Source organism: Pseudomonas sp. YuFO8 (assembly GCF_035065025.1).
Classification (GTDB): Bacteria; Pseudomonadota; Gammaproteobacteria; order Pseudomonadales; family Pseudomonadaceae; genus Aquipseudomonas; species Aquipseudomonas putida_AE.
This window is the reverse complement of sequence record NZ_JAXDEQ010000002.1, coordinates 197,554-219,411: the sequence shown is the minus strand read 5'-3', so window position 1 is coordinate 219,411 and position 21,858 is coordinate 197,554. Positions and strand designations below refer to the sequence as shown.

Sequence of the window (21,858 nt, the reverse complement as noted above, 5' to 3'; positions counted from 1 at the left end):
ATGAAAAGTGAGATGAAGCGACATCATTGGTTGCTCGGTTCGGTGCTTCTGGTTTGCCTGTTTATCTATGCGACAGAGTTGTTCGCCGAAGACCGGGAAGCCTTGAAGGCGTTCGATACCGTGCAGCAAGTCTTCCAGAGCCCGCGTTGCCAGAATTGCCACATCCCCGGCGAATCGCCGTTGCAGTTCGACGCCGGCCTACCCCACGCGATGAACGTCGTGCGTGGCATGGACGGCAAAGGCGCGGCGGGTCTGCCTTGCGCCAGTTGCCATGCGCAAGACAATCCGCCGGCCAGTTACGGCGCCCATGCACCGCCGGGTGCGCCGCATTGGAGCCTGCCACCGGCGGCGCACAAAATGGCCTGGATCGGCCTGCCCCCGGACATGTTGTGCAGCATGATCAAGGACCGTGCGAGCAATGGCGACCGTGATTTCGCCGCGCTGATCAAGCATGTCAGCGAGGACAAGCTGGTGCTGTGGGGCTGGAATCCGGGTGGTAATCGCGCACCGGTGCCGGTTCCCCACGACATTTTTGTCACTCAATTCAAGCGCTGGGCGGACGCCGGTGGGCCGTGCCCGGTGACGGGAAGCTGACCAACGGCCCGCAGACAGGGAGTCAAACCCGGAATCGAGGACTCTAAACAACATACCCACCCATGGAGTATGTGATGCTGATCTCAGGCAAACCGCACAAACCCGGTGTACGTGCAGGGACGCCACAACAGGAGCGCGAGCTGCTGCGCGATCTGGCCCGCAAAGCCGAACAGGAGTTGATCGGCGTGCAGATGGCGAGCATGGATGAGCTGACACTGCTGCCCAACCGGCACGGTTTCATTGCCCTGGCTCAGTTGGGCCTGGAGGCCTGCCAGCAACTGGGGGGGCCGGCGACGCTGCTGTTCTTCAACCTTGATGAGTTCAAACGCATCAACTATCTGTTCGGCCGCACCGAGGGCGACAACGCGCTGAAGACCTTTGCCGACGTGCTGCGTATCGGCTTTCGGGAGAGCGATGTGGTCGGGCGGCTGGAGGGTTCCTCCTTCGTCGCCTTGCTCCTGGGATCCACCTCGGTAGACGTCAGCGCAATCAGGGCGCGGCTTGAAGAAATGCTCGATGAGCGTAATGCCATGACGCATCGCGGGTATGACATTCGTTTCAGTATTGGGCAGATCGAGTTTGACCCGGCACTGCATGGTTCGGTCGAGGAGCTGTTGGAAGAGGCTGAAGAGGCGCTGGCTCGCTAGAGTTATGGTGTGTTTGCGGGCCTCTTCGCGAGCAAGCCCGCTCCCACAATTAATCGCATTTCAACTGGTGGAGCTCGGTCAAATGTGGGAGCGGGCTTGCTCGCGAAGGCGGTCGTGCAGACAACACTAATTGGCAAAAAGCTGCCCAATATCCTTAAACGCCTTGAACTCCAGGGCATTGCTGCAGGGATCGAACAGAAACATCGTCGCCTGTTCGCCCACCAGCCCCTTGAATCGTATCCCCGGCTCAATCACGAAACGAGTCCCCTGCGATTGCAACCGTTCGGCCAGCGCCTACTACTCCGACATTCCCAGTACCTACAGGTGTACATGATTCCCATAAAAAAACCCGCCTGAAAAGGCGGGTTTTTTTGGCTAACCGAAGATCACTCTTCGAGGTTGCCCATGGCCGTGGTGTTGAAGCCACCGTCCACGTACATGATTTCGCCGCTGATACCGGACGCCAGGTCCGAGCACAGGAAGGCGCCGGCGTTGCCGACTTCTTCGATGGTGACGTTGCGACGCAGCGGGGTTTGCGCTTCGTTGGCGGCCAGCATCTTGCGGAAGTTCTTGATGCCGGAAGCGGCGAGGGTGCGGATCGGGCCGGCCGATACGCAGTTCACGCGGGTGCCGTCCGGGCCCAGGGAGCCGGCCAGGTAACGTACGCCAGCTTCCAGGGAAGCCTTGGCCATGCCCATCACGTTGTAGTTCGGCATGGTGCGCTCGGCGCCCAGGTACGACAGGGTCAGCAGGCTGCCGTTGCGGCCTTTCATCATTTCGCGGCCAGCCTTGGCCAGGGCCACGAAGCTGTAGGCGCTGATGTCGTGAGCGATGCGGAAACCTTCACGGGTGGTGGCTTCGGTGAAGTCGCCGTCCAGTTGGTCGCCCGGGGCGAAGCCAACGGAGTGCACGATGCAGTCCAGGCCGTCCCACTTCTTGCTCAGTGCTTCGAAGACCTTGGCGATTTCTTCATCGCTGGCCACGTCGCACGGGAAGCACAGCTCAGGGCTCGAGCCCCAGCCCTGTGCGAATTCTTCGACACGACCCTTGAGTTTGTCGTTCTGATAAGTGAAGGCAAGCTCAGCGCCCTCGCGATGCATGGCGGCAGCGATGCCGGATGCGATGGACAGCTTGCTGGCGACACCGACGATCAGTACGCGCTTACCGGCGAGAAAACCCATGTGTTGCTCCTCTTTTCAGGTTATTGCGCAGTGGCTGGTGCCAAAAAGGCGGCTTCCAGCAACTGCTGTGTATACGGATGACGGGGGGCGGCAAAAATGCTTTGCGCGTCTCCCTGTTCGACCACTTGGCCATGCTTGACCACCATCAGTTGGTGGCTCAGCGCCTTGACGACAGCCAGGTCATGGCTGATAAACAGATACGTCAGGTTGTACTTGCTTTGCAGTGATCGTAAAAGCTCGACCACTTGGCGTTGCACGGTGCGGTCGAGGGCCGAAGTCGGCTCGTCCAGCAGTATCAACGCCGGTTTTAGCACCAGTGCCCGGGCAATGGCGATTCTCTGCCGTTGCCCGCCGGAAAATTCGTGGGGGTAGCGGTTCCGGGTTTCCGGGTCCAGGCCTACCTCCTTCAATGCTGCAATAATCGCCGCTTCCTGTTCCTCAGCGGTGCCCATCTTGTGAATCCGCAGGCCTTCGCCGACGATCTGGCTCACGCACATCCGTGGGCTCAAGCTGCCGAAGGGGTCCTGGAACACCACCTGCATCTCCCGCCGCAGCGGCCTGACCTGTTGCTGCGTCAGGCAGTCTAGCTGCTTGCCTTCAAAACGGATGCCGCCGCTACTGCCAATCAAGCGCAATATCGCCAGGCCCAGCGTCGACTTGCCGGAACCGCTTTCTCCCACAATCCCCAGGGTCTGGCCCTGGGGCAGGCTGAAATTGATGCCGTCGACCGCCTTGACGTAGTCCACGGTCTTTTTCAGCAGGCCTTTCTTGATCGGGAACCAGACTTTCAGGTCCTCGACCGCAAGCAACGGCGGGCCGACGACATTGGTTGCAGGCTGGCCGCTGGGCTCCGCTGCCAGCAGTTCCCGAGTGTACGGGTGCTGCGGCGCGCGGAACAATTCTTCGCACGATGCCTGTTCGACGATGCAACCGCGCTGCATGACACATACGCGATGCGCAATTCTTTTGACCAGGTTCAAATCGTGGCTGATCAGCAGCAGAGCCATGCCCAGGCGGGCCTGCAATTCCTTGAGCAATTCGAGGATTTTCAGCTGGACGGTCACGTCCAGCGCAGTGGTTGGCTCGTCGGCAATCAGCAGTTCCGGCTCGTTGGCCAGGGCCATGGCGATCATCACCCGCTGGCGCTGGCCGCCGGACAATTCGTGGGGCAGGGCCTTGAGACGCTTTTCCGGCTCGGGAATGCCGACCATTTCCAGCAGCTCCAGGGTGCGCTTGGTCGCGACTTTGCCGACCAGGCCCTTGTGGATGCCCAGCACCTCGTTGATCTGCTTCTCGATCGAGTGCAGCGGATTGAGCGAGGTCATCGGCTCCTGGAATATCATCGCGATCCGGTTGCCGCGGATATGGCGGATGGTTTTCTCTTTCAGCTCCAGCAGGTTCTGCCCGGCATATTCGATGGTCCCCGACGGGTGCCTGGCGAGCGGGTAGGGCAGCAGGCGCAGGATCGAATGCGCCGTCACCGATTTGCCGGAGCCGCTTTCACCCACCAGCGCCAGGGTTTCGCCACGCTTGATGTCGAAGCTGACCCCTTCGACCACCCGCTGGCAGCGCTCGCCAACGACAAATTCGACGGCCAGGTCGCGCACTTCGATCAGATTGTCCTGATTCATTTCACTTCCTCGGGTCGAAGGCATCGCGAGCGGACTCGCCGATGAACACCAGCAGGCTCAACATCAACGCCAGCACGGCAAAGGCGCTCATGCCCAGCCACGGCGCCTGCAGGTTGGATTTGCCCTGGGCGACCAGTTCGCCTAGGGACGGGCTGCCGGCCGGCAAGCCGAAGCCGAGGAAATCCAGGGCGGTCAGGGTACCAATGGCGCCAGTCAGGATGAACGGCATGAAGGTCATGGTCGAGACCATGGCGTTGGGCAGGATGTGGCGGAACATGATCGCACCATTCTGCATGCCCAGCGCCCGCGCCGCACGCACGTATTCGAGGTTGCGCCCGCGCAGGAACTCGGCGCGCACCACGTCCACCAGGCTCATCCAGGAAAACAGCAGCATGATCCCCAGCAGCCACCAGAAGTTCGGCTGGACGAAGCTGGCGAGGATGATCAGCAGGTACAGCACCGGCAAGCCCGACCAGATCTCGAGGAAGCGCTGCCCGGCGAGGTCCACCCAGCCGCCGTAGAAACCCTGCAGCGCCCCGGCAATCACGCCGATCAGCGAGCTGAGCAGGGTCAGCGTCAGGGCGAACAACACGGAAATCCGGAAGCCGTAGATCACCCGGGCCAGCACATCACGGCCCTGGTCATCGGTGCCCAGCAGGTTGTCGGTCGAGGGGGGCGCGGGGGCCGGCACTTTCAGGTCGTAGTTGATGCTCTGGTAGCTGTAGGGAATCGGCGCCCACAGCACCCAGGCGTCCTTGGCCTTGAGCAGTTCACGGATGTACGGGCTCTTGTAGTTGGCCTCCAGCGGGAACTCGCCGCCGAAGGTGGTTTCCGGGTAGCGCTTGAGCGCCGGGAAGTACCAGCCGTTGTCGTAGTGCACCACCAGCGGCTTGTCATTGGCGATCAACTCGGCGCCGAGGCTGGCGCCGAACAGGATCAGGAACAGCCACAACGACCACCAGCCGCGTTTGTTGGCCTTGAACAGCTCGAAGCGCCGGCGATTGAGAGGGGACAGGTTCATCTCAATGCTCCCGGCTTTCGAAGTCGATGCGCGGATCGACAAAGGTGTAGGTGAGGTCGCCGATCAGCTTCACCACCAGCCCCAGCAGGGTGAAGATGAACAGCGTGCCGAAGACCACCGGGTAGTCGCGGTTGATCGCCGCTTCGAAACTCATCAGGCCGAGGCCGTCGAGGGAGAAGATCACTTCCACCAGCAAGGAGCCTGTGAAGAAGATGCCGATGAACGCCGAGGGGAAACCGGCGATCACCAGCAGCATGGCGTTGCGAAACACATGGCCATAGAGCACGCGGTGATTGGTCAGGCCCTTGGCCTTGGCGGTGACCACGTACTGCTTGTTGATTTCATCGAGGAAGCTGTTCTTGGTCAGCAGGGTCATGGTCGCGAAGTTGCCGATCACCAGGGCGGTCACGGGCAGCGCCAGGTGCCAGAAGTAATCGAGGATCTTGCCGCCCATGCTCAGTTCGTCGAAGTTGTTCGAGGTCAGCCCGCGCAACGGGAACCAGTCCAGATAGCTGCCACCGGCAAACACCACGATCAGCAGGATGGCGAACAGGAACGCCGGGATCGCGTAGCCGACGATGATCGCCGAACTGGTCCAGACGTCAAAGTGACTGCCGTGCCGCGTGGCCTTGGCGATCCCCAGCGGGATCGACACCAGGTACATGATCAGGGTGCTCCACAGCCCGAGTGAAATCGACACCGGCATCTTTTCCTTGATCAGGTCGATGACCTTGGCGTCGCGGAAGAAGCTGTCGCCGAAATCCAGCGACGCGTAGTTCTTGACCATGATCCACAAGCGTTCCGGCGCCGATTTGTCGAAGCCGTACATGTGCTCGATTTCCTTGATCAGCGCCGGGTCCAGGCCTTGCGCGCCACGATAGGTCGAACCTGCGACCGACACTTCGGCACCACCGCCGGCAATGCGGCTGGTGGCGCCTTCGAAGCCTTCGAGCTTGGCGATCATCTGTTCCACCGGCCCACCGGGGGCGGCCTGGATGATCACGAAGTTGATCAGCAAAATGCCGAACAGGGTCGGGATGATCAGCAGCAGTCGCCGAAAAATATACGCCAGCATCTGATTACTCCGTGCCCGCAGGGTCGGCTTGCAATTTGGTTTCGATCTCTATGGCCGGTTTCGCATCGGGCTTGATCCACCAGGTGTTGATGCCGATGTCATATTTAGGCGAGACCTTGGGGTGGCCGATGTGGTTCCAGTAGGCCACGCGCCAGGTCTTGATGTGCCAGTTGGGTATCACGTAATAGCCCCATTGCAGCACCCGGTCCAGTGCGCGGGCATGGGCGACCAGGCTGCGGCGTGAGTCGGCGTTGATCAATTGCTCGACCAGCTGGTCCACCACCGGGTCCTTGAGGCCCATGGAGTTGCGGCTGCCGGGCTTGTCGGCGGCCGCGGTCATCCAGAACTCGCGCTGTTCGTTGCCCGGTGAGTTGGACTGCGGGAAGCTGCCGACGATCATGTCGAAGTCCCGCGAGCGCACGCGGTTGACGTACTGCGAAACGTCGACCCGGCGGATCACCAGCTCGATTCCCAGGTCGCTGAGGTTACGCTTGAACGGTAGCAGCACCCGTTCGAATTCGGTCTGGGCCAGGAGGAATTCGATGCTCACCGGTTTGCCGTTGGCATCGACCATCTTGTCGTCGACGATGCGCCAGCCGGCCTCCTGCAGCAACTGGTAGGCCTGGCGTTGCTGGGTGCGGATCATGCCGCTGGCGTCGGTCACCGGGTTGGCGAACGCCTCGCTGAACACCTGCTCGGGAATCTTGCCGCGAAAGGGGTCCAAAATCGCCAGCTGATCGGCGTCCGGCAGCCCGGTGGCGGCCATTTCCGAGTTCTCGAAATAGCTGCGGGTGCGTGCGTAGGCACTGTTGAACAACTGCTTGTTGGTCCATTCGAAGTCCAGCAGCAGGGTCAGGGCCTGGCGCACCCGCACGTCCTGGAACACAGGGCGGCGCAGGTTGAAGACGAAACCCTGCATGCCGGTGGGGTTGCCGTTGGGGATCTGTTCCTTGATCAGCCGGCCTTCGGTCACCGCCGGGATGTTGTAGGCGTTAGCCCAGTTCTTCGCGGTCATCTCCAGCCAGTAATCGAACTGCCCGGCCTTCAGGGCTTCCAGGGCCACGGTGTTGTCGCGGTAGTAGTCGGTGGTCATCACGTCGAAGTTGTAGAAACCGCGGTTGATCGGCAGGTCCTTGCCCCAGTAATCCTTGACCCGCTCATAACGCACCGAGCGCCCGGCCTTCACTTCGGTGACCTTGTACGGGCCGCTGCCCAGCGGCACTTCCAGGTTGCCCTTGTTGAAGTCGCGGCTGGCCCACCAATGCTTGGGCAGCACCGGCAACTGGCCGAGGATCAGCGGCAATTCGCGGTTGTTGCTGTGCTTGAACTTGAACAGCACGGTCAGCGGATCTTCGGCGACCACGTCGGCGACGTCGCTGTAGTAGCCGCGGTACATCGGCGCGCCGTCCTTGACCAGGGTCTGGAAACTGAACACCACGTCTTCGGCGCGCACCGGATGGCCGTCATGGAAACGCGCTTCGGGCCGCAGGTAGAAACGCACCCAGTCGTTGTCCGGGGCTTTTTCGATCTTGCCGGCGATCAGGCCATATTCAGTGAAGGGTTCATCCAGGCTCTGCCTGGCCAGGGTGTCGTAGATCAGGTCGATGTCGTTGGCTGATACGCCCTTGCTGATGAACGGGTTGAGGCTGTCGAAACCGCCGAACCCGGCCTGGCGGAATTTCCCGCCCTTGGGTGCGTCGGGGTCGACGTAATCGAAGTGTTTGAAGTCGGCCGGGTATTTCGGCGGCTCGTTGTACAGGGTCAGGGCATGTTGCGGGGCGGCGAAGGCCCACCCTGCGAACAACAGGGCGCTGGCCTGCACGAGCAGGGCGCTTGCGAATTTCATCGATCTTTCTCCGAAGATTTCAGCCACCACGCGCTCAGGCCCAGGGTGTAGGGCGGCGTCGTGACGAAGGCCAACCGGTTGCGGTAGGCCAGGCGGTGATAATTGAGGTACCAGTTGGGAATGATGCAGTGCTGCCACAGCAATACCCGGTCGAGGGCTTTGCCGGCGGCGACCTGTTCGTCACGGCTCTTGGCCGCGAGCAGTTGATCGAGCAGATGATCGACCACCGGATTGGCGATGCCCGCGTAGTTCTTGCTGCCCTTGACCCCGACCTGGCTGGAGTGAAAATACTGCCATTGCTCAAGGCCCGGGCTGAGGGTCTGGTTGAGGGTCATCAGGATCATGTCGAAATCGAACTGGTCGAGGCGCTGTTTGTACTGGGCGCGATCGACCGTGCGCAACCTGGCGTCGATGCCGATGCTGGTGAGATTCTCGACGTAGGGCTGGAGGATGCGTTCCAGGTTCGGGTTGACCAGCAGGATCTCCAGGCGCAAGGGTTGCCCGGCCGCGTTCTGCAAGCGCTGGCCATTGAGCTTCCAGCCGGCCTCAGCCAGCAGGCTCAGGGCCTTGCGCATGGTTTCCCGGGGGATGCCCCGGCCCTGGGTCTGCGGCAGGCTGAAAGGCTCGGTGAACAGCCTGGCCGGCAATTGCTCGCGATATGGTTTGAGCAACAGCCATTCATGGCCGACCGGCAGCCCGCTGGCGGAGAACTCGCTGTTGGGGTAGTAGCTCATGGCGCGTTTGTAGGCGCCGCTGAACAGGGTGCGGTTGGTCCACTCGAAGTCGAACATCAGGCCCAGTGCTTCGCGAACCCGGGGCTCGGCGAATGTCGGGCGGCGGCTGTTGATGAACAGGCCCTGGGTCTGGGTCGGGATCTGGTGCGGGATCTGCGCCTTGATCACCTCGCCACGACGGATCGCCGGAAAACCGTAGCCGGTGGCCCAGTTTTTCGCCTGGTGCTCGATGTAGATGTCGAACTCGCCGGCCTTGAACGCTTCGAACGCGACGTCGCTGTCACGGTAGAACTCGACTTCCATGCGATCGACGTTGTACTTGCCGCGGTTGACGGGCAGGTCCTTGCCCCAGTAGTCCTTGACCCGCTCGAACACGATCTGGCGCCCCGGGTTGACTGAGGTGATGCGATACGGTCCGCTGCCCAGCGGCGGTTCGAAGGTGGTCGCCTTGAAGTCGCGACCTTTCCAGTAATGCTGCGGCAACACCGGCAACTCCCCCAGGCGCAGGATCAGCAAGGGATTGCCGGCACGCTTGAAAACGAAACGAATGCGCTGCGGATTGAGGATGTCGACCCGCAACACCTCCTGCAGGTTGGTGCGGTATTGCGGATGACCTTCCTTGAGCAGCAGGCGGTAGGAGAATGCCACGTCATAGGCGGTGATCGGCGTGCCGTCGTGGAAGCGTGCCTCGGGGCGCAGGTTGAAGACCACCCAGCTGCGATCCTCGCTGTATTCCACCGACTGGGCGATCAGGCCGTAACTGGAGGTCGGCTCGTCCCCGGATGGCGCGTATTGGCCGGTGCCGACCATCAGCGGCTCGTTCAGTTCGTTGATGCCGTATTGCAGGAAATTCGGCGTGGTCACCGGGCTGGTGCCCTTGAAGGTGTAGGGGTTGAGCGTATCGAAGGTGCCAAATGCCATGACCCGCAACGTACCGCCCTTGGGCGCTTGCGGGTTGACCCAGTCGAAGTGGGTAAATCTGGCCGGGTACTTGAGCGTGCCGAACTGCGCATAACCATGGCTTTCGCTGATCGTCGCGCTTGCGGTGGAGCTCAAGGCCAGGCTGATCAGGAGCGGGAGGAGGGGACGCTTCAAATAAGGAATCCGATCCGGGCGGCTTGGGCATTGTGGATCGTACAGTAACAGCTTGTATGGACAGGAAAAAGACGGCGGCCTCACAGCCGCCCCATCTCTCGCGGCTGTACCCGATCTACTGTAGGAGCCGGCTTGCCGGCGATGGTCGTTAACGATTACGCGTATTTACAGGTTAACCGCGTCGATCCTTGGTTTTTCGCTGGCAAGCCAGCTGCTACAGAGGTCTGCTGAAACATGCGGACAAAAAAAGCCCCTGAATTCAGGGGCTCATTTTTAGTGCGGGTTGGAAACCGTCAGCATCTGTCCAGGCTTCAACGCCTGGCCAACACGAGGATTCCAGCGCTTGAGGTGCTGCATTTCAACGTTGAAGCGCTTGGCCACCATGTACAGCGAGTCGCCTTGCTGAACCTTGTACTGGGACTGCGGCTTCTCGGTCCTGGATTTTGACTTGGCCGCGACCACGGTGTTGATGCGTCCCGAATTGCGCTTGTTGGTGTCTTGCATGACCAGCGTCTGGCCCGGCTTGAGATTCTTGCCGCTCAGCTTGTTCCAGCGTTGCAGGTCCTTGACGTTGACATTGTTGGCCTTGGCAATGGAGCCCAGGTTGTCGCCGCGCTTGACCCGGTATCTGCGCTTGGCGCTCGCCAGCTGGGTATTGTCCGAGCCTTCGAAAACCGGTTTGAGCTGCTTCTTGCTGATCAACTCGTCCGGGCGCATGGTCTGCAGGCTGGTGGTCAGCAGCTGTGCCTTGGAAGTCGGTACCAGCAAGTGCTGCGGGCCGTCGATGGTGGTGCGCTGCTTGAAGGCCGGGTTGAGCTGGAACAGCTCGTCTTCGTCGATATTGGCCACCGCGGCGACCTTGGACAGGTCCATGCGCTGGTTGATTTCGACGACCTGGAAATACGGTTCGTTGGCGATCGGGTTGAGGTTCACGCCGTAGGCATCCGGCGCCATGACCACCTGCGAGAGTGCCAGCAACTTCGGCACGTAGGCCTGGGTTTCGGCGGGCAGCGGCAGGTTCCAGTAGTCGGTTGGCAGGCCGAGTCGCTCGTTGCGTTCGATGGCACGGCTGACCGTGCCTTCGCCGGCGTTATAGGCGGCCAGGGCCAGCAGCCAGTCGCCGTTGAACATGTCGTGCAGGCGGGTCAGGTAGTCCATGGCCGCCGTGGTCGAGGCGGTGATGTCGCGTCGGCCATCGTAAAAACGGGTCTGGCGCAGATTGAAGTAACGCCCGGTGGAGGGAATGAACTGCCACAGGCCCACCGCATTGGCCCGGGAATAGGCCATCGGGTTGTAGGCGCTTTCGATCACTGGCAGCAGCGCCAGCTCCAGGGGCATGTTGCGCTCTTCAAGGCGTTCGACGATGTAGTGGATGTACAGGCTGCCGCGGTCGCCGGCGTTTTCGAGGAACGATGGATTGCTGGCGAACCACAGGCGCTGTTGCTCGATGCGCGGGTTGACGCCCAGGCCGTCCTGCAGCTGGAAGCCCTGGCGCATGCGCTCCCAGACATCCTGCGGGATTTGCGGGGTCGGCTTTTCGGTGAGGAAGACGGGCTTCTGCTTGGCGCGCGCGGCAATGTTCGGCGTGTGCGCCGCATCGGTCTGCGGCGCATGGCTGGAACAGCCTGCCAATGTCGCGGACACAGCCACCGCTATGGCTTGCGCCAGGCGGGTGAGGGTGTCCGAATTGATGGCTTTGCGTATAGATGACGACATTGGCTGGAAGTAAGTTCCGGGCAAAAATGTCGGGCGATTCTAGAAAGCGCACCCTCTGCGGTCAACCTTTCAGAGTTTTTGGACTATCGTGCAAACAGCTCAGAATGTATCTTTCCAGGCTCTTAGCGCAGCAAAAACCATATCGGGCGCGGAGTTATCGGTGCCGGTCCGTTCATCCGCTTTTTCTTTAACGGATGTTTCACCGGTGCGTAAAAACGGATTTGTACGTTTTTCCAGGGCCACCGTGGACGGCAATGTCATGACCCCCGCTTCCCGCTGGCGGGTCACGCTGGCCAGGCGTTCGAGGGTGTCGGCGTTGCCGGGTTCTACAGCGGCAGCGAAGCGCAGATTGCTCAGGGTGTACTCATGGGTGCAGTAGACCTGAGTCTCTCCGGGCAGGGCGGCGAGGCGCGACAGCGAGTTGTACATCTGCTTGGGCGTGCCTTCGAACAGACGCCCGCACCCGGCGGCGAAGAGGGTGTCGCCACAAAACAGCAGGCCGGGGTAATAATAGGCAATGTGCCCCAGGGTATGACCCGGAACGGCGATGATATCGAAATCAAGGCCCAGTACGCTGATGCGATCGTTGTCCTTGAGCGCAACATTGCGCGCCGGGATGTTTTCGCTTGCCGGACCGTAGACCGTTGCGTCCGTCGCTTTCTTCAGCGCTTCGACTCCGCCGACATGGTCATGGTGGTGGTGAGTGATCAGAATATCGCTCAGGACCCATTGCGGATTGTCCTTGAGCCAGGCCTGTACTGGCGCGGCATCGCCCGGATCGACCACCGCACAGCGGTGGGTGCGAGGGTCTTGTAACAACCAGATGTAGTTGTCGGTGAAGGCGGGCAGGGCAGTGATCTGTATCATCGTCGGATTCGCCAAGCTGGAAACAATGGCGCATCTTAGAACTTCCTGGCGCGTTGGAGAATGCAATGACTGATAAAGCGTTCGCTCAGGCTGATCCTGACTGGCTGGCGTTGATCAGCGCAGCCCGTGAGTGGCTGTCCGGCCCCCTCGGCCAATTCCTGCTGGATGAAGAACGGCGCATGCTCGAAGACGAGCTGGGGCGCTTCTTCGGTGGCTACCTGGTGCATTACGGGCCATCGGCCCAGACGCCGCCGTCGGCGCCGCAGGTGCAGCGCAACGTGCGCCTGGGGGCGCCGTTGCCCGGGGTCGAGATCGTCTGCGAGGAACAGGCCTGGCCGCTGAGCGAGCATGCCGCCGATGTGGTGGTGCTGCAGCATGGGCTGGATTTCTGCCTCTCACCCCATGGTTTGCTGCGCGAGGCAGCGAGCAGCGTGCGGCCCGGCGGGCATTTGCTGATCGTCGGCATCAACCCCTGGAGTACGTGGGGGCTGCGCCATGTGTTTGCCCATGATGGCTTGCGCAAAGCCCGCTGCATTTCCCCCTCGCGGGTGGCTGACTGGCTCAACCTGCTGGGCTTCGCGCTGGAGAAACGCCGCTTCGGGTGCTATCGTCCGCCGCTGGCTTCGCCCACCTGGCAGACCCGTCTGGCCGGTTGGGAACGCAAGGCCGGTGACTGGCAACTGGGCGGTGGTGGCTTCTATTTATTGGTGGCGCGCAAGATCGTGGTCGGCTTGCGGCCGGTCCGCCAGGAGCGCCGCGAGCCGATGGGCAAGCTGATCCCGTTGCCGATGGCCAAGGTCAACCGGCGCAACATCGAACCGTGATACTTCCTTTTTTCCGGCCGGGGGTGACCCCGGTCCTGGGCGTCGTCGATCATCGATTGGCGGGCCACTGCATTTTCTGGATAGATTGGCATGAGCGATAGCGTAGAACTCTTCACCGACGGCGCCTGCAAGGGCAACCCTGGCCCTGGCGGCTGGGGCGCATTGCTGGTGTGCAAGGGGGTCGAGAAGGAACTGTGGGGCGGCGAAGCCAACACCACCAATAACCGCATGGAACTGATGGGCGCGATTCGCGGCCTGGAAGAGCTCAAGCGTTCCTGCGACGTGTTGCTGGTGACCGACTCCCAGTACGTGATGAAAGGCATCAACGAGTGGATGGCCAACTGGAAAAAACGCGGCTGGAAAACCGCAGCGAAAGAGCCGGTCAAGAACGCCGACCTGTGGAAGCTGCTCGACGAGCAGGTCAATCGCCATAACGTCACCTGGAAATGGGTGCGCGGACACATTGGCCATCACGGCAACGAACGGGCCGACCAACTGGCCAACCGTGGCGTGGATGAAGTGCGCGGGTTCAAGCAAGCCTGAATGCAATCCCCCTGTAGGAGCTGCCGCAGGCTGCGATCTTTTGATCTTGATTTTTTTTGGATCGCAGAAAATCAAGAGCCAGATCAAAAGATCGCAGCCTGCGGCAGCTCCTACATTGACCGTATTCACGACGCAAACCTTGAGCGTGGTAGTATCCGCGCTTTTGCACGATTGACCGATTGAGAGCTGAGCACCCGATGGCCACCAGATCCGTTATCTCTTTCTGTCTACTTGTCAACAGTGTAATCGAGCCCCCTGCACATCGGTGATCGATTCAAGGTGCTGATTGTGAGGGGTTTACCGGTCCAGCCCCCCCCATTTCTTTAGCCGAATTTCAAGGCTTCATGATTCTAAAGTGTAAACGATGAGCTGTTTTAACTACCCATGGTTTACATTCTAAAATAAAGGCTGCGGCGGTCTGATAGCCTCTTTGTCGAATGCGACGTTTGTCGTCTCGGGATAGCAATTCCTACTGTAAGTCGTCCGCAATAAACACTGTGACCTGCTGGTGCAGACTCAATGCGCTGGACAACCATTCCCGCTCTCCGAGAAACAGAGATTCGGCGCTTGGGCGTTATATCCATTTTCACGACCCATTGAACCTCTGGAATTTTCCCCTGGTTCGTTGCGGAGCGATTGTCGATGTGCATTCCGTCGAAGCAGATTGCCCATCGGATGCTAGCCTTCCAAACTCAAATAAGCAGTGAGTTTGAAAATGAAAAAAATGACTTCAGAAGGCTTTGTTGTGAGGAGAGTGGGTCTTTGCAAAAAAAACTCATTAGTCCATCCAGAAACATTCTCGTCTTTTCCATGTCTGCGATGCGGGCCTTGGACCCCTAAGCGTGCATCGGATCCTGCAGGCCGCAAAACGGATACCTAGCCTTGGGGATAACTAATCTGTGGGCCTTAGGTGTATGGAGTTGGGTTCAGGTCGCACGAGCCAAACGTAACAAAATGCCCCAAAGGCCCCTCAATGGCGTTTTTCGTGCGCAGAATGTAGTGGGTGTAGACGACCGGCAAAAGTCTAGAAGTTATCATCGTGGGGGAATTGGAACTCGACACGACAGGCAGCAACCGGCCAAAAGTGGTCAGTCACGATCGGCCGCATGAACTAGGCTTTCCAAACCTCTAACTCCAGGACGGATCCCATGCCTGAAAACTCGGACTCCAACATCGCCACGGCAGATGCTCTGACACTGATCGTGCACAACCAGCATGCTATCCGTGCGGCATTAGATGAGGTCACGAAATGGTTTTCAGAGAATGGCGTAGAGGAGGCCGCCCTGAACGCAGTCATGGCTTTGGAAACCTTGGACACAAATGCACGAGCGCTAACAGATGCGATCCTGCAACTGCGACGGTCGTAGGGAGTTGCCCCAGAGTCGCTGGCCTAGCGTGGATATCTTTGCCAACCTATTGCACACCATGTACCCACAAAAAATTGGAGCCCAATGATGAGGGCAGAACGCTATCGTGTTCGCTTAATGTTCGAATGGGGCGGCGGTTGCCTTTGGTGTGGAAATAATATTGCACGGGATAAATTTTCTGTAGGGCCTATTGAAGAGAGGCTACCACTCAGTGACGAAGTCAAAGCAATGCTTAACGAGCTTTCACAGTGGCATGACACCTCGCTGAACTGGGATTACCCACCTGATCCCGGCCCTTGGAATGCAGACGATTACGCAAGATTTGACGAGGCTGCCGCTAAATTACTGAAATCCATCCAACAGGAATTGGGTGAAGAATTCGAGGTGGTGTACGAAAAACTTAGCTTGTCGGTGTGAGCCTTCGACCTAATTCTGATAACGAAAGGATGCAGCTATAGATCGGCATCCCACCTTCGCGACAGGCAGAAATCGACCCAAAGCGGACATCAGCTCACTGGCCGCTGGTATGGATGATCCAGGCTATGAAAGCTGCGAAAGGAGTCAACAATATCAAGCCGCCAACGGCGACTGCCCAGCCCCAGGCAAAACCGCTTTCTCCCTTGAAACGGCCCCTACTCAGTAGCCTCAGTACGTAAACGCCAATGCGATGAGCCAGTAGGTTGATTACGATGTCTGCAATGGACTCCATTCGATCTTAGTGCCTCGTTTCCGGTGTTCTCGGCTGAATGCCGTCTGTCGCGAAGGGCCGCACCCGATACGTTATAGGCCCCGCTCCAATCGCCGTCAAAGCAAGCAAGGCGCTGGCGGGCGGGTTAAGGGGTATGGATGAGTATGCGGGCAACCTGACGCGCCGACCGATCAGAACTAGAATTGATAAACGCCTACATGACTAGGAGCTACTATGTCATTTGAATGCAGTCTTGAGATCTTAATAAAAAATCATAAAGTCTCGGAAATTTCACCGATAGCGTTGGGACTGCCCAGTAATTATTTTAGCAAAATCAACCCGATTACGGGGTGTCTGTCTATATCAGTAGTCGATTTTGAATTTCAAAACTGGTCGGAATTCAATAAGTTTTCATGTGAATTTATCGATGGTCTGAAGTGTGTAGTGGGCCGGCTAATGTTAGATGATTCAGTTTTTAGAGTTGCGATTTATTACAACATCAACGAAACCGTTGTGCTGCCATTGACGCTCTCCAGGGCATTAATCAAGCGCATTTCTGATATGTCGTTGTCGTTAGATGCGACAGGTTACCCTTGCTCAGACGACGCGGCGGTAGTAATTGAATGAATTCACGTCCTTTGCGCCGGAAATGACCGCTCTCCGTCAGTCGCGAATTGCAGTAAACGGCCAGTAGCGGACTACAGCTGTCGCAGCATTAATAATTAAGACTTTAAGCTTCGCCGTAAACGGTGTCGGGTTAATACGTGCCGCTTTATCTAAGTTTGAAAGCCGATGCAATTAGCGTGCGCACCAGCTTCAACAATCATGCCGCAATGCGTTGCTGAACTTTTAATGACGCCCAAGCAGCAGCGCTACCGATCGCTGACGCGCCCCCAAGTCGCAGCACGGCGTCCAGTGACGGCTCCAGGTGTGCAGCAAAGAAGGCGATCAGGCCAAGAAAGTAAGCCAGTACGTTGTTCATCACCGGGACTGCCCTGAGCGAGACCACCATCATCGCCACCACGAAAACTACCAGCGGCAATGCCGATTTGCCGATTGAAGGACTAAGCCAGGCAATCGCTGTGGCCGCTACCATCCCAATGACCAGACCTGCCAATACGCTGGCGTAGTTTATGAGGCCGTCACGCCCACTATGACCGCGCGAGAAGAACGCGACCCAGCCAATGAACATAGCCCAGACGGGCAAGCCGACGGAAAGGCTGGTCGCCGCTGCTGCGGAGGCGGTGGCCGCAGCAACACCCGTCATTGCGTTGAACTTGAATTGTGACTTCAAGCGGTAGGTCGGCTCCGCCAGAGCTTTTTGAGAGGTGGTCATTGGTTGCACTCCTGCGATACAGCCGGTTGGGTTGCCGCGCTAGGTACGCGGGTGTGCAGCAAATCTTCGAGACCAATGCGACGCAGCATTTCGGCGCGCACGCGGTCAGCCATGCCGTTAACGATTTCGGCACCGTCTGCAGAAGGATCGATATGGCGGCGAAACGGACGGCGCCCCAATGGCATTTCAACGACTTCTACGATGGCACGGGCAACGTCCGTTACGTCGGCATCTTCAGGCTCAAGGGAGGCCAGGCCTTTGAGGCTTTGTTCAGGAACGCCCGCGTACGGCCCCGTGTGATACTCGGCGGCTCTTGCACTGTCCACAGGCGTGCCTGAGTGAACAAAGTGGTTGGTACCTTTGGTAAAGGCGCCCGGAACTACAATGGTGGTGTCGATACCCCAGCGGGACAGCTCTGCTGCATAAGACACCGCAAGAGAATCCATTGCGGCTTTGGCTGCAAAGTACGGTGCCAAGTAGGGCGGCGTGCCCCCTCGGGCACTGCTCGAAGATACCCAAAGCACCAAGCCACTACCTTGGTGACGCAGGTACGGCAGCGCGGCGCGATTTACTCTCTGGGTGCTCAAAACGTTGATGTCATAAAGCTGGGCAAACTGCTCTGGCGTAAATGCCTCGGCTGGGCCAAACGACATGTGCCCTGCGTTGTGAATAATCACATCAAGCCGTCCTGCTTCCTTGATTACTTTTGCGATACCGGCATCAACGGATTCGCTGGAAGCGACATCCAATTCGACGGTGCGTAGATCGACTTGATGCACTTCGGCGTAGCGAGCCGCTTCTTCTACCTGCGGTGCGTTACGACCCTGCGTATCGCGCATGCTGGCGTAAACGGTATGGCCGGCTTGCGCCAGTGCCCGGGCGGTGAGCGCGCCAAAACCACTGGAAGCTCCGGTGATAACAATGACTTGTTTCATGTGTCTCTCCAGGTAGCAATAAGGGTAAAAACCAACAACGTTGATTCAGATAATCCCGCCGTTGGCGCGCAGGGTTTGGCCGTTGATCCAGCCGCCATCGGAACCCACGAGGAAGGCGACAGTGGCGGCGATGTCTTGCGGTTCACCCAGACGTTCCAGGGGGGCAAGTTTGGAAAGCCGATCCACCACTTCTTGCGGCTTACCCTTCAAAAACAGATCGGTGGCAGTAGGGCCGGGAGCGACGGCGTTGACCGTGATGTTGCGACCGCGCAGCTCTTTGGCGAAGACGCTCGTCATGGCTTCCACAGCGGCCTTGGTGCCGGCATAAACGCCGTACGTGGGTTGCAGCATGGCGACGACGCTTGAAGAAAAGTTGACCACCCGCCCGCCGTCGCGCAATCGCTTGGCCGCCTCTCAGGGTGTTGAAAGTGCCCTTGAAGTTGATGTCGATCTGCCTGTCGACGCTTTCATCGTCCGTCTCGGAAATGGTCGCCAGGGCCATGATTCCGGCGTTGTTGACCAGAACATCAACACCCCCGAAATGACTTTCTGTTTCGACGAACAGGCGACGCACGTCTTGTGCACTGGCTACGTCGGCTTTTACCGCAAGTGCGTGGCCGCCTTGCGCCTGGATGGTTGCGACTAAGGTGTTCGCTTCTCCCGCGCTGCTGGCGTAGTTAACGACCACCGCAAAGCCATCCTGAGATAGACGCTTGGCGATTTCACTGCCGATACCGCGAGAGGCGCCAGTGACGATTGCTACTTTGCCGTTGGAAGTATTCATATTGATTCCCTGCCTTCTTCGTGGGTGTGGAGTGGGTGTGGACGTAGATTCCCATGGCAGCTAATTCTGATAAATACTCGTTATTAGGCTTAACTATTCAATTTTGGCCAACAATAGAAGCGTTGGTAGTTAGCCGTTCCTCGATCGCTGAACGGGTAAACGGGAAGCGACAACGTGTGTTAGATCGCCTGTAGTGCTCGGTTTCTAGCGAAAGGAGGAGCGCACGAAGGTACTATTCGGTTTCTATCAACAATCAGAAGTGGAGCCCGATGGATCAGGTTCGCGCCATGAAAATCTTCGTTCGTATATACGAACGCAGTAGTTTCACCGCCGCAGCTGAGGATCTTGAGATTCCTCGTGCGACGCTTACTCATGTGATGAATCAGTTCGAACAGTGGCTGGGTACCCGGCTCCTGGAGCGAAGTACTCGGCGAGTGCGTCCAACACTGGATGGCGAAGCCTATTATCGCCGATGCGTAAATCTGCTGGCGGAGCTGGAGGAGGCGGAGTTGGCCTTCCGGCAGAGCGTGCCCAAGGGCCGATTGCGCGTTGATTTGCACGGCACATTGGCTCGGTTCTTCGTCATACCGGCGTTGCCGGCATTTATGCAGCGCTACCCAGGTATCGAGTTGTCGCTCAGCGAGACAGATCGCTTCGTAGACCTTATCGAGGAGGGCGTCGATTGTGTGGTGCGTGCAGGAACTCTTGGGGATTCATCGTTGATCGGCCGGCATCTGGCCGACCTGCCTCAGGTCACCTGCGCCAGCCCCGTCTATGTAAGCACCTATGGCGAACCACAAAGCGTGGCTGAGCTGCTTAACCATAAGGCGATCAATTACATCTCGCGCACTACCGGAAAACCATTTCCATTCGATTTTCAAATAAACGGTACGGTGCAGGAAGTCGCAATTCCCACTGCCATCTCTGTTTTCGGCGCAGAAATCTATACGGCGTCGGCCCTGGCGGGGATTGGATTAATTCAGGTGCCCAGATATCGGGTTGCCAAAGAGTTGCAGCAAGGCATGTTGTGCGAGTTGCTCCCTGGCCATCCTCCACCACCCATGCCCGTGTCCGTGCTGTATCCGCACAACCGACATCTTTCACCGCGGGTTCGGGTGTTCGTAGAGTGGCTGAAAGAGATCTTCACTGGCTGATCGCGTTACCACTGTTAGCAGAGAGTGTTAATTGAGGGCGGAGCTTAGTCGGCAGACGATGGCGCGTTGGATTGGCCCGCGCCGATATAGGTGTACCAAGCGCGTCCTATCGACAACTGCCCTCCGAATGGAAAGTTCTGCACGAGCATGTCTTCCATGTCGCTCGCCTTAATGCGCATTACGTAGCTGCGTCCGGTAGTGACCAAGCGGCTTTCCGAAAGCGTTGCAGCTGAACTGTACCACTTGCCTGGAGCAGCGTTGTCGGCGGCATGGGTCGAATACTTCGTCTCAACTTGCCAACTGCCATCGAGCAAAATCCACAAATCTGGCGACGCAGCAGCACCCGCTACCCGGCTGTCGATCACCGTCCCTGCCGGCGCGTCCCATTCACGCGAGTGCTTGATCACCCAATTCAACTGCTCATCGTTGAACTCCGAAAAGAATGGCGTATGGCGGAGCAGGTGCAGGTACGTGACAGAGGCTTTCATACGACGGTCCTGGTAAGCGGTTTCGGGGTCGGTTGGCGCGTTGGGTGTGCACCCAATGCCAGCGAGGCCCACTGCACCAAGCAGGAGGAAACGGATGAGTCGAGACGTTATTAACGAGCAGGTCATAGAGTGTTCCTCACGGGTCAGAGTGGCGGCGGGAGGTAAGAGTGGATGATTTCAGTTCTCAGATAATCCGCGAGTCTTTGACTTCACTGTTCGGGAAACTCCAACAATCCAGCAAAGGGTCAAGTCGCTAGCGCTGGCGCTTGAACCGTGCCTACTTTCGTACGCAGTCTCAGGGGCGAGGAAGAGACTGAATCTTCCGCTGCGAATGTCAGCTTTTGGCCGATTTCAGCCCATCGCGACAGACCACAAACGGCCATAAGCAGTCTGAATCGCTTCTGAATTCCTGGACACGTGCGGCTGCCTGGTTTGGGTCGGTGACCATAGGTCTCAGTCAGTGACGTGGGGGAATCTGACCCGGCAAAATCTGATTGTGCTTTTCCTGCACGGCTCTCACAGTGCTTAACAGACACGGGTCACCCGTAAGAATCACTCCAAGCTGGAGTGTCATGAAGTTAAGCCCATTGCTATTCTGAACGCCGCTCTGAATCAGCTCAGGTGGATAGCCTTCGGAATGTCGGCGCAGAGGGTGAATGCCGCTGTGTACGAACGAATTCATGGCGTGATAATTCACATCCTTGAAACTCATTAGCATGCTTGATGCCTGCACAGGAGCCCTTTCGACGATCTCACGGAGCATTTGCGAGAACATCGGGAGATTCTTTGCGCTGTGTTCGGCTTCCAGTGTGAGTGGTGCCGCGAGGGTTTCGACCTGCTGATCCTTGGCCGCATAGAGAAGCCAAACGGCCCTTGTAAGGGCTTCATACTGCAAACGCATCATCGCCAGAGCTGACGTGTAGCATTGAGTTCTTACCAGTAGGCGCAGGCTCAGAGCGTGTTCCAGCGCCATGCCACAAGCCACCATTGCGACCTCATGCCGTTTGCCGGGGAATGGAGCAACTCCCTCCAAAAGGTGAAGGATCTCTATGTGAAGCTCATCAGATTTGTTCAGAAAATCTTCCATCACCCCATCTTTCCTTTTGTTTACGTGAAAGCTCATTTGGTCATAGTGAAGTCGTTCATATCTGATCTTAAGCGTGCGACTGATCGCTGTGGGCCCTTAGCTGAGGTGACGATCGCGCACGGTGCCGTTTGGGGCAGGTAGCTTTGGCCCGATCACAGTCGTTGGTAAGTTGCTGCAATAGGTCGCCACCCTTGTTAACCAATACCGATGGGCCAATATTAGTTATCCTTGGAAGGTAGCCCACG

Annotated in this window: 20 protein-coding genes and 2 pseudogenes; 8 read left to right on the top strand and 14 right to left on the bottom strand. The window is 58.5% G+C overall.

Annotated elements, in window-relative coordinates; translation table 11 throughout:
- Positions 1-12 precede the first annotated feature (12 nt).
- A complete protein-coding gene (locus tag SOP95_RS02785) occupies positions 13-594 on the top strand; it encodes a hypothetical protein (protein ID WP_274077020.1) in 582 nt (193 codons plus the stop codon).
- Positions 595-668: 74 nt separating this feature from the next.
- Positions 669-1,241, top strand: a complete 573-nt coding sequence (locus SOP95_RS02780; RefSeq protein WP_323605956.1) for a GGDEF domain-containing protein — start codon at positions 669-671, stop codon at positions 1,239-1,241.
- A gap of 126 nt (positions 1,242-1,367) precedes the next feature.
- Here the strand turns inward: SOP95_RS02780 and SOP95_RS02775 are convergent.
- From SOP95_RS02775 to gloB, 9 genes and pseudogenes are all read right to left on the bottom strand, one after another.
- Positions 1,368-1,535 (bottom strand): annotated as a pseudogene (locus tag SOP95_RS02775) (VOC family protein); the annotation flags it as partial.
- 92 nt (positions 1,536-1,627) lie between these two features.
- A complete protein-coding gene (fabI, locus tag SOP95_RS02770) occupies positions 1,628-2,422 on the bottom strand; it encodes an enoyl-ACP reductase FabI (protein WP_025213267.1) in 795 nt (264 codons plus the stop codon).
- 20 nt (positions 2,423-2,442) lie between these two features.
- Complete coding sequence (locus SOP95_RS02765) at positions 2,443-4,053, bottom strand: ABC transporter ATP-binding protein (protein WP_274077017.1); 1,611 nt, start codon at positions 4,051-4,053, stop codon at positions 2,443-2,445.
- A 1-nt stretch (position 4,054) separates the two neighbouring features.
- Complete coding sequence (locus tag SOP95_RS02760) at positions 4,055-5,074, bottom strand: ABC transporter permease (RefSeq protein WP_274077016.1); 1,020 nt, start codon at positions 5,072-5,074, stop codon at positions 4,055-4,057.
- Position 5,075: 1 nt separating this feature from the next.
- Positions 5,076-6,149: a microcin C ABC transporter permease YejB gene (locus SOP95_RS02755; protein WP_323605954.1), complete on the bottom strand. Its 1,074-nt coding sequence runs from the start codon at positions 6,147-6,149 to the stop codon at positions 5,076-5,078.
- Between the two features lie 4 nt (positions 6,150-6,153).
- Positions 6,154-7,995 (bottom strand): extracellular solute-binding protein, encoded by a 1,842-nt coding sequence (locus SOP95_RS02750; protein ID WP_323605952.1) that lies wholly within the window; start codon positions 7,993-7,995, stop codon positions 6,154-6,156.
- A complete protein-coding gene (locus SOP95_RS02745; RefSeq protein ID WP_442967718.1) occupies positions 7,992-9,800 on the bottom strand; it encodes an extracellular solute-binding protein in 1,809 nt (602 codons plus the stop codon). Before SOP95_RS02745 ends, SOP95_RS02750 begins: the two co-directional genes overlap by 4 nt.
- A gap of 297 nt (positions 9,801-10,097) precedes the next feature.
- Positions 10,098-11,540: a LysM peptidoglycan-binding domain-containing protein gene (locus SOP95_RS02740; protein ID WP_323605950.1), complete on the bottom strand. Its 1,443-nt coding sequence runs from the start codon at positions 11,538-11,540 to the stop codon at positions 10,098-10,100.
- 99 nt (positions 11,541-11,639) lie between these two features.
- A complete protein-coding gene (gloB, locus tag SOP95_RS02735) occupies positions 11,640-12,407 on the bottom strand; it encodes a hydroxyacylglutathione hydrolase (protein WP_323605949.1) in 768 nt (255 codons plus the stop codon).
- Between the two features lie 65 nt (positions 12,408-12,472).
- On the opposite strand from gloB, the gene SOP95_RS02730 reads away from it, so the two are divergent.
- From SOP95_RS02730 to SOP95_RS02710, 5 genes are all read left to right on the top strand, one after another.
- Entirely contained in the window at positions 12,473-13,231 is a 759-nt protein-coding gene (locus tag SOP95_RS02730) for a class I SAM-dependent methyltransferase (protein WP_274077011.1), read from the top strand.
- Positions 13,232-13,321: 90 nt separating this feature from the next.
- Complete coding sequence (gene rnhA, locus SOP95_RS02725) at positions 13,322-13,774, top strand: ribonuclease HI (protein WP_008062270.1); 453 nt, start codon at positions 13,322-13,324, stop codon at positions 13,772-13,774.
- A gap of 1,148 nt (positions 13,775-14,922) precedes the next feature.
- A complete protein-coding gene (locus SOP95_RS02720) occupies positions 14,923-15,141 on the top strand; it encodes a hypothetical protein (RefSeq protein ID WP_323605946.1) in 219 nt (72 codons plus the stop codon).
- An 87-nt stretch (positions 15,142-15,228) separates the two neighbouring features.
- Positions 15,229-15,558 (top strand): hypothetical protein, encoded by a 330-nt coding sequence (locus tag SOP95_RS02715; protein ID WP_323605944.1) that lies wholly within the window; start codon positions 15,229-15,231, stop codon positions 15,556-15,558.
- A gap of 505 nt (positions 15,559-16,063) precedes the next feature.
- Positions 16,064-16,456, top strand: a complete 393-nt coding sequence (locus tag SOP95_RS02710) for a hypothetical protein (protein ID WP_323605942.1) — start codon at positions 16,064-16,066, stop codon at positions 16,454-16,456.
- Positions 16,457-16,652: 196 nt separating this feature from the next.
- Here SOP95_RS02710 and SOP95_RS02705 read toward each other — a convergent pair whose 3' ends face one another.
- The 3 genes and pseudogenes from SOP95_RS02705 to SOP95_RS02695 all read right to left on the bottom strand — a co-directional run bounded on the left by SOP95_RS02705 (position 16,653) and on the right by SOP95_RS02695 (position 18,884).
- Positions 16,653-17,165, bottom strand: coding sequence for a DUF1097 domain-containing protein (locus SOP95_RS02705; protein ID WP_323605940.1), 513 nt, complete (start codon positions 17,163-17,165; stop codon positions 16,653-16,655).
- Positions 17,162-18,100 (bottom strand): SDR family oxidoreductase, encoded by a 939-nt coding sequence (locus tag SOP95_RS02700; RefSeq protein WP_323605938.1) that lies wholly within the window; start codon positions 18,098-18,100, stop codon positions 17,162-17,164. The genes SOP95_RS02705 and SOP95_RS02700 overlap by 4 nt, the downstream gene beginning before the upstream one ends.
- Positions 18,101-18,145: 45 nt before the next feature.
- Positions 18,146-18,884: pseudogene (locus SOP95_RS02695) on the bottom strand (SDR family oxidoreductase).
- A 269-nt stretch (positions 18,885-19,153) separates the two neighbouring features.
- On the opposite strand from SOP95_RS02695, the gene SOP95_RS02690 reads away from it, so the two are divergent.
- On the top strand, positions 19,154-20,038 hold the full coding sequence (locus SOP95_RS02690; RefSeq protein WP_323605936.1) for a LysR family transcriptional regulator: 885 nt from the start codon (positions 19,154-19,156) through the stop codon (positions 20,036-20,038).
- A 44-nt stretch (positions 20,039-20,082) separates the two neighbouring features.
- On the opposite strand, the gene SOP95_RS02685 is transcribed toward SOP95_RS02690, so the two are convergent.
- A complete protein-coding gene (locus SOP95_RS02685) occupies positions 20,083-20,526 on the bottom strand; it encodes a hypothetical protein (RefSeq protein ID WP_323605935.1) in 444 nt (147 codons plus the stop codon).
- Between the two features lie 457 nt (positions 20,527-20,983).
- Entirely contained in the window at positions 20,984-21,613 is a 630-nt protein-coding gene (locus tag SOP95_RS02680; RefSeq protein WP_323605933.1) for a DUF6988 family protein, read from the bottom strand.
- Positions 21,614-21,858: the final 245 nt, after the last annotated feature.

Bases quoted from the DNA above. Each gene is read 5' to 3' on its own strand.
- SOP95_RS02785 (WP_274077020.1), top strand. From the start codon at position 13: ATGAAGCGACATCATTGGTTGCTCGGTTCGGTGCTTCTGGTTTGCCTG.
- SOP95_RS02780 (WP_323605956.1), top strand. From the start codon at position 669: ATGCTGATCTCAGGCAAACCGCACAAACCCGGTGTACGTGCAGGGACG.
- fabI (WP_025213267.1), bottom strand. From the start codon at position 2,422: ATGGGTTTTCTCGCCGGTAAGCGCGTACTGATCGTCGGTGTCGCCAGC.
- SOP95_RS02765 (WP_274077017.1), bottom strand. From the start codon at position 4,053: ATGAATCAGGACAATCTGATCGAAGTGCGCGACCTGGCCGTCGAATTT.
- SOP95_RS02760 (WP_274077016.1), bottom strand. From the start codon at position 5,074: ATGAACCTGTCCCCTCTCAATCGCCGGCGCTTCGAGCTGTTCAAGGCC.
- SOP95_RS02755 (WP_323605954.1), bottom strand. From the start codon at position 6,149: ATGCTGGCGTATATTTTTCGGCGACTGCTGCTGATCATCCCGACCCTG.
- SOP95_RS02750 (WP_323605952.1), bottom strand. From the start codon at position 7,995: ATGAAATTCGCAAGCGCCCTGCTCGTGCAGGCCAGCGCCCTGTTGTTC.
- SOP95_RS02740 (WP_323605950.1), bottom strand. From the start codon at position 11,540: ATGTCGTCATCTATACGCAAAGCCATCAATTCGGACACCCTCACCCGC.
- gloB (WP_323605949.1), bottom strand. From the start codon at position 12,407: ATGATACAGATCACTGCCCTGCCCGCCTTCACCGACAACTACATCTGG.
- SOP95_RS02730 (WP_274077011.1), top strand. From the start codon at position 12,473: ATGACTGATAAAGCGTTCGCTCAGGCTGATCCTGACTGGCTGGCGTTG.
- rnhA (WP_008062270.1), top strand. From the start codon at position 13,322: ATGAGCGATAGCGTAGAACTCTTCACCGACGGCGCCTGCAAGGGCAAC.
- SOP95_RS02720 (WP_323605946.1), top strand. From the start codon at position 14,923: ATGCCTGAAAACTCGGACTCCAACATCGCCACGGCAGATGCTCTGACA.
- SOP95_RS02715 (WP_323605944.1), top strand. From the start codon at position 15,229: ATGAGGGCAGAACGCTATCGTGTTCGCTTAATGTTCGAATGGGGCGGC.
- SOP95_RS02710 (WP_323605942.1), top strand. From the start codon at position 16,064: ATGTCATTTGAATGCAGTCTTGAGATCTTAATAAAAAATCATAAAGTC.
- SOP95_RS02705 (WP_323605940.1), bottom strand. From the start codon at position 17,165: ATGACCACCTCTCAAAAAGCTCTGGCGGAGCCGACCTACCGCTTGAAG.
- SOP95_RS02700 (WP_323605938.1), bottom strand. From the start codon at position 18,100: ATGAAACAAGTCATTGTTATCACCGGAGCTTCCAGTGGTTTTGGCGCG.
- SOP95_RS02690 (WP_323605936.1), top strand. From the start codon at position 19,154: ATGGATCAGGTTCGCGCCATGAAAATCTTCGTTCGTATATACGAACGC.
- SOP95_RS02685 (WP_323605935.1), bottom strand. From the start codon at position 20,526: ATGAAAGCCTCTGTCACGTACCTGCACCTGCTCCGCCATACGCCATTC.
- SOP95_RS02680 (WP_323605933.1), bottom strand. From the start codon at position 21,613: ATGGAAGATTTTCTGAACAAATCTGATGAGCTTCACATAGAGATCCTT.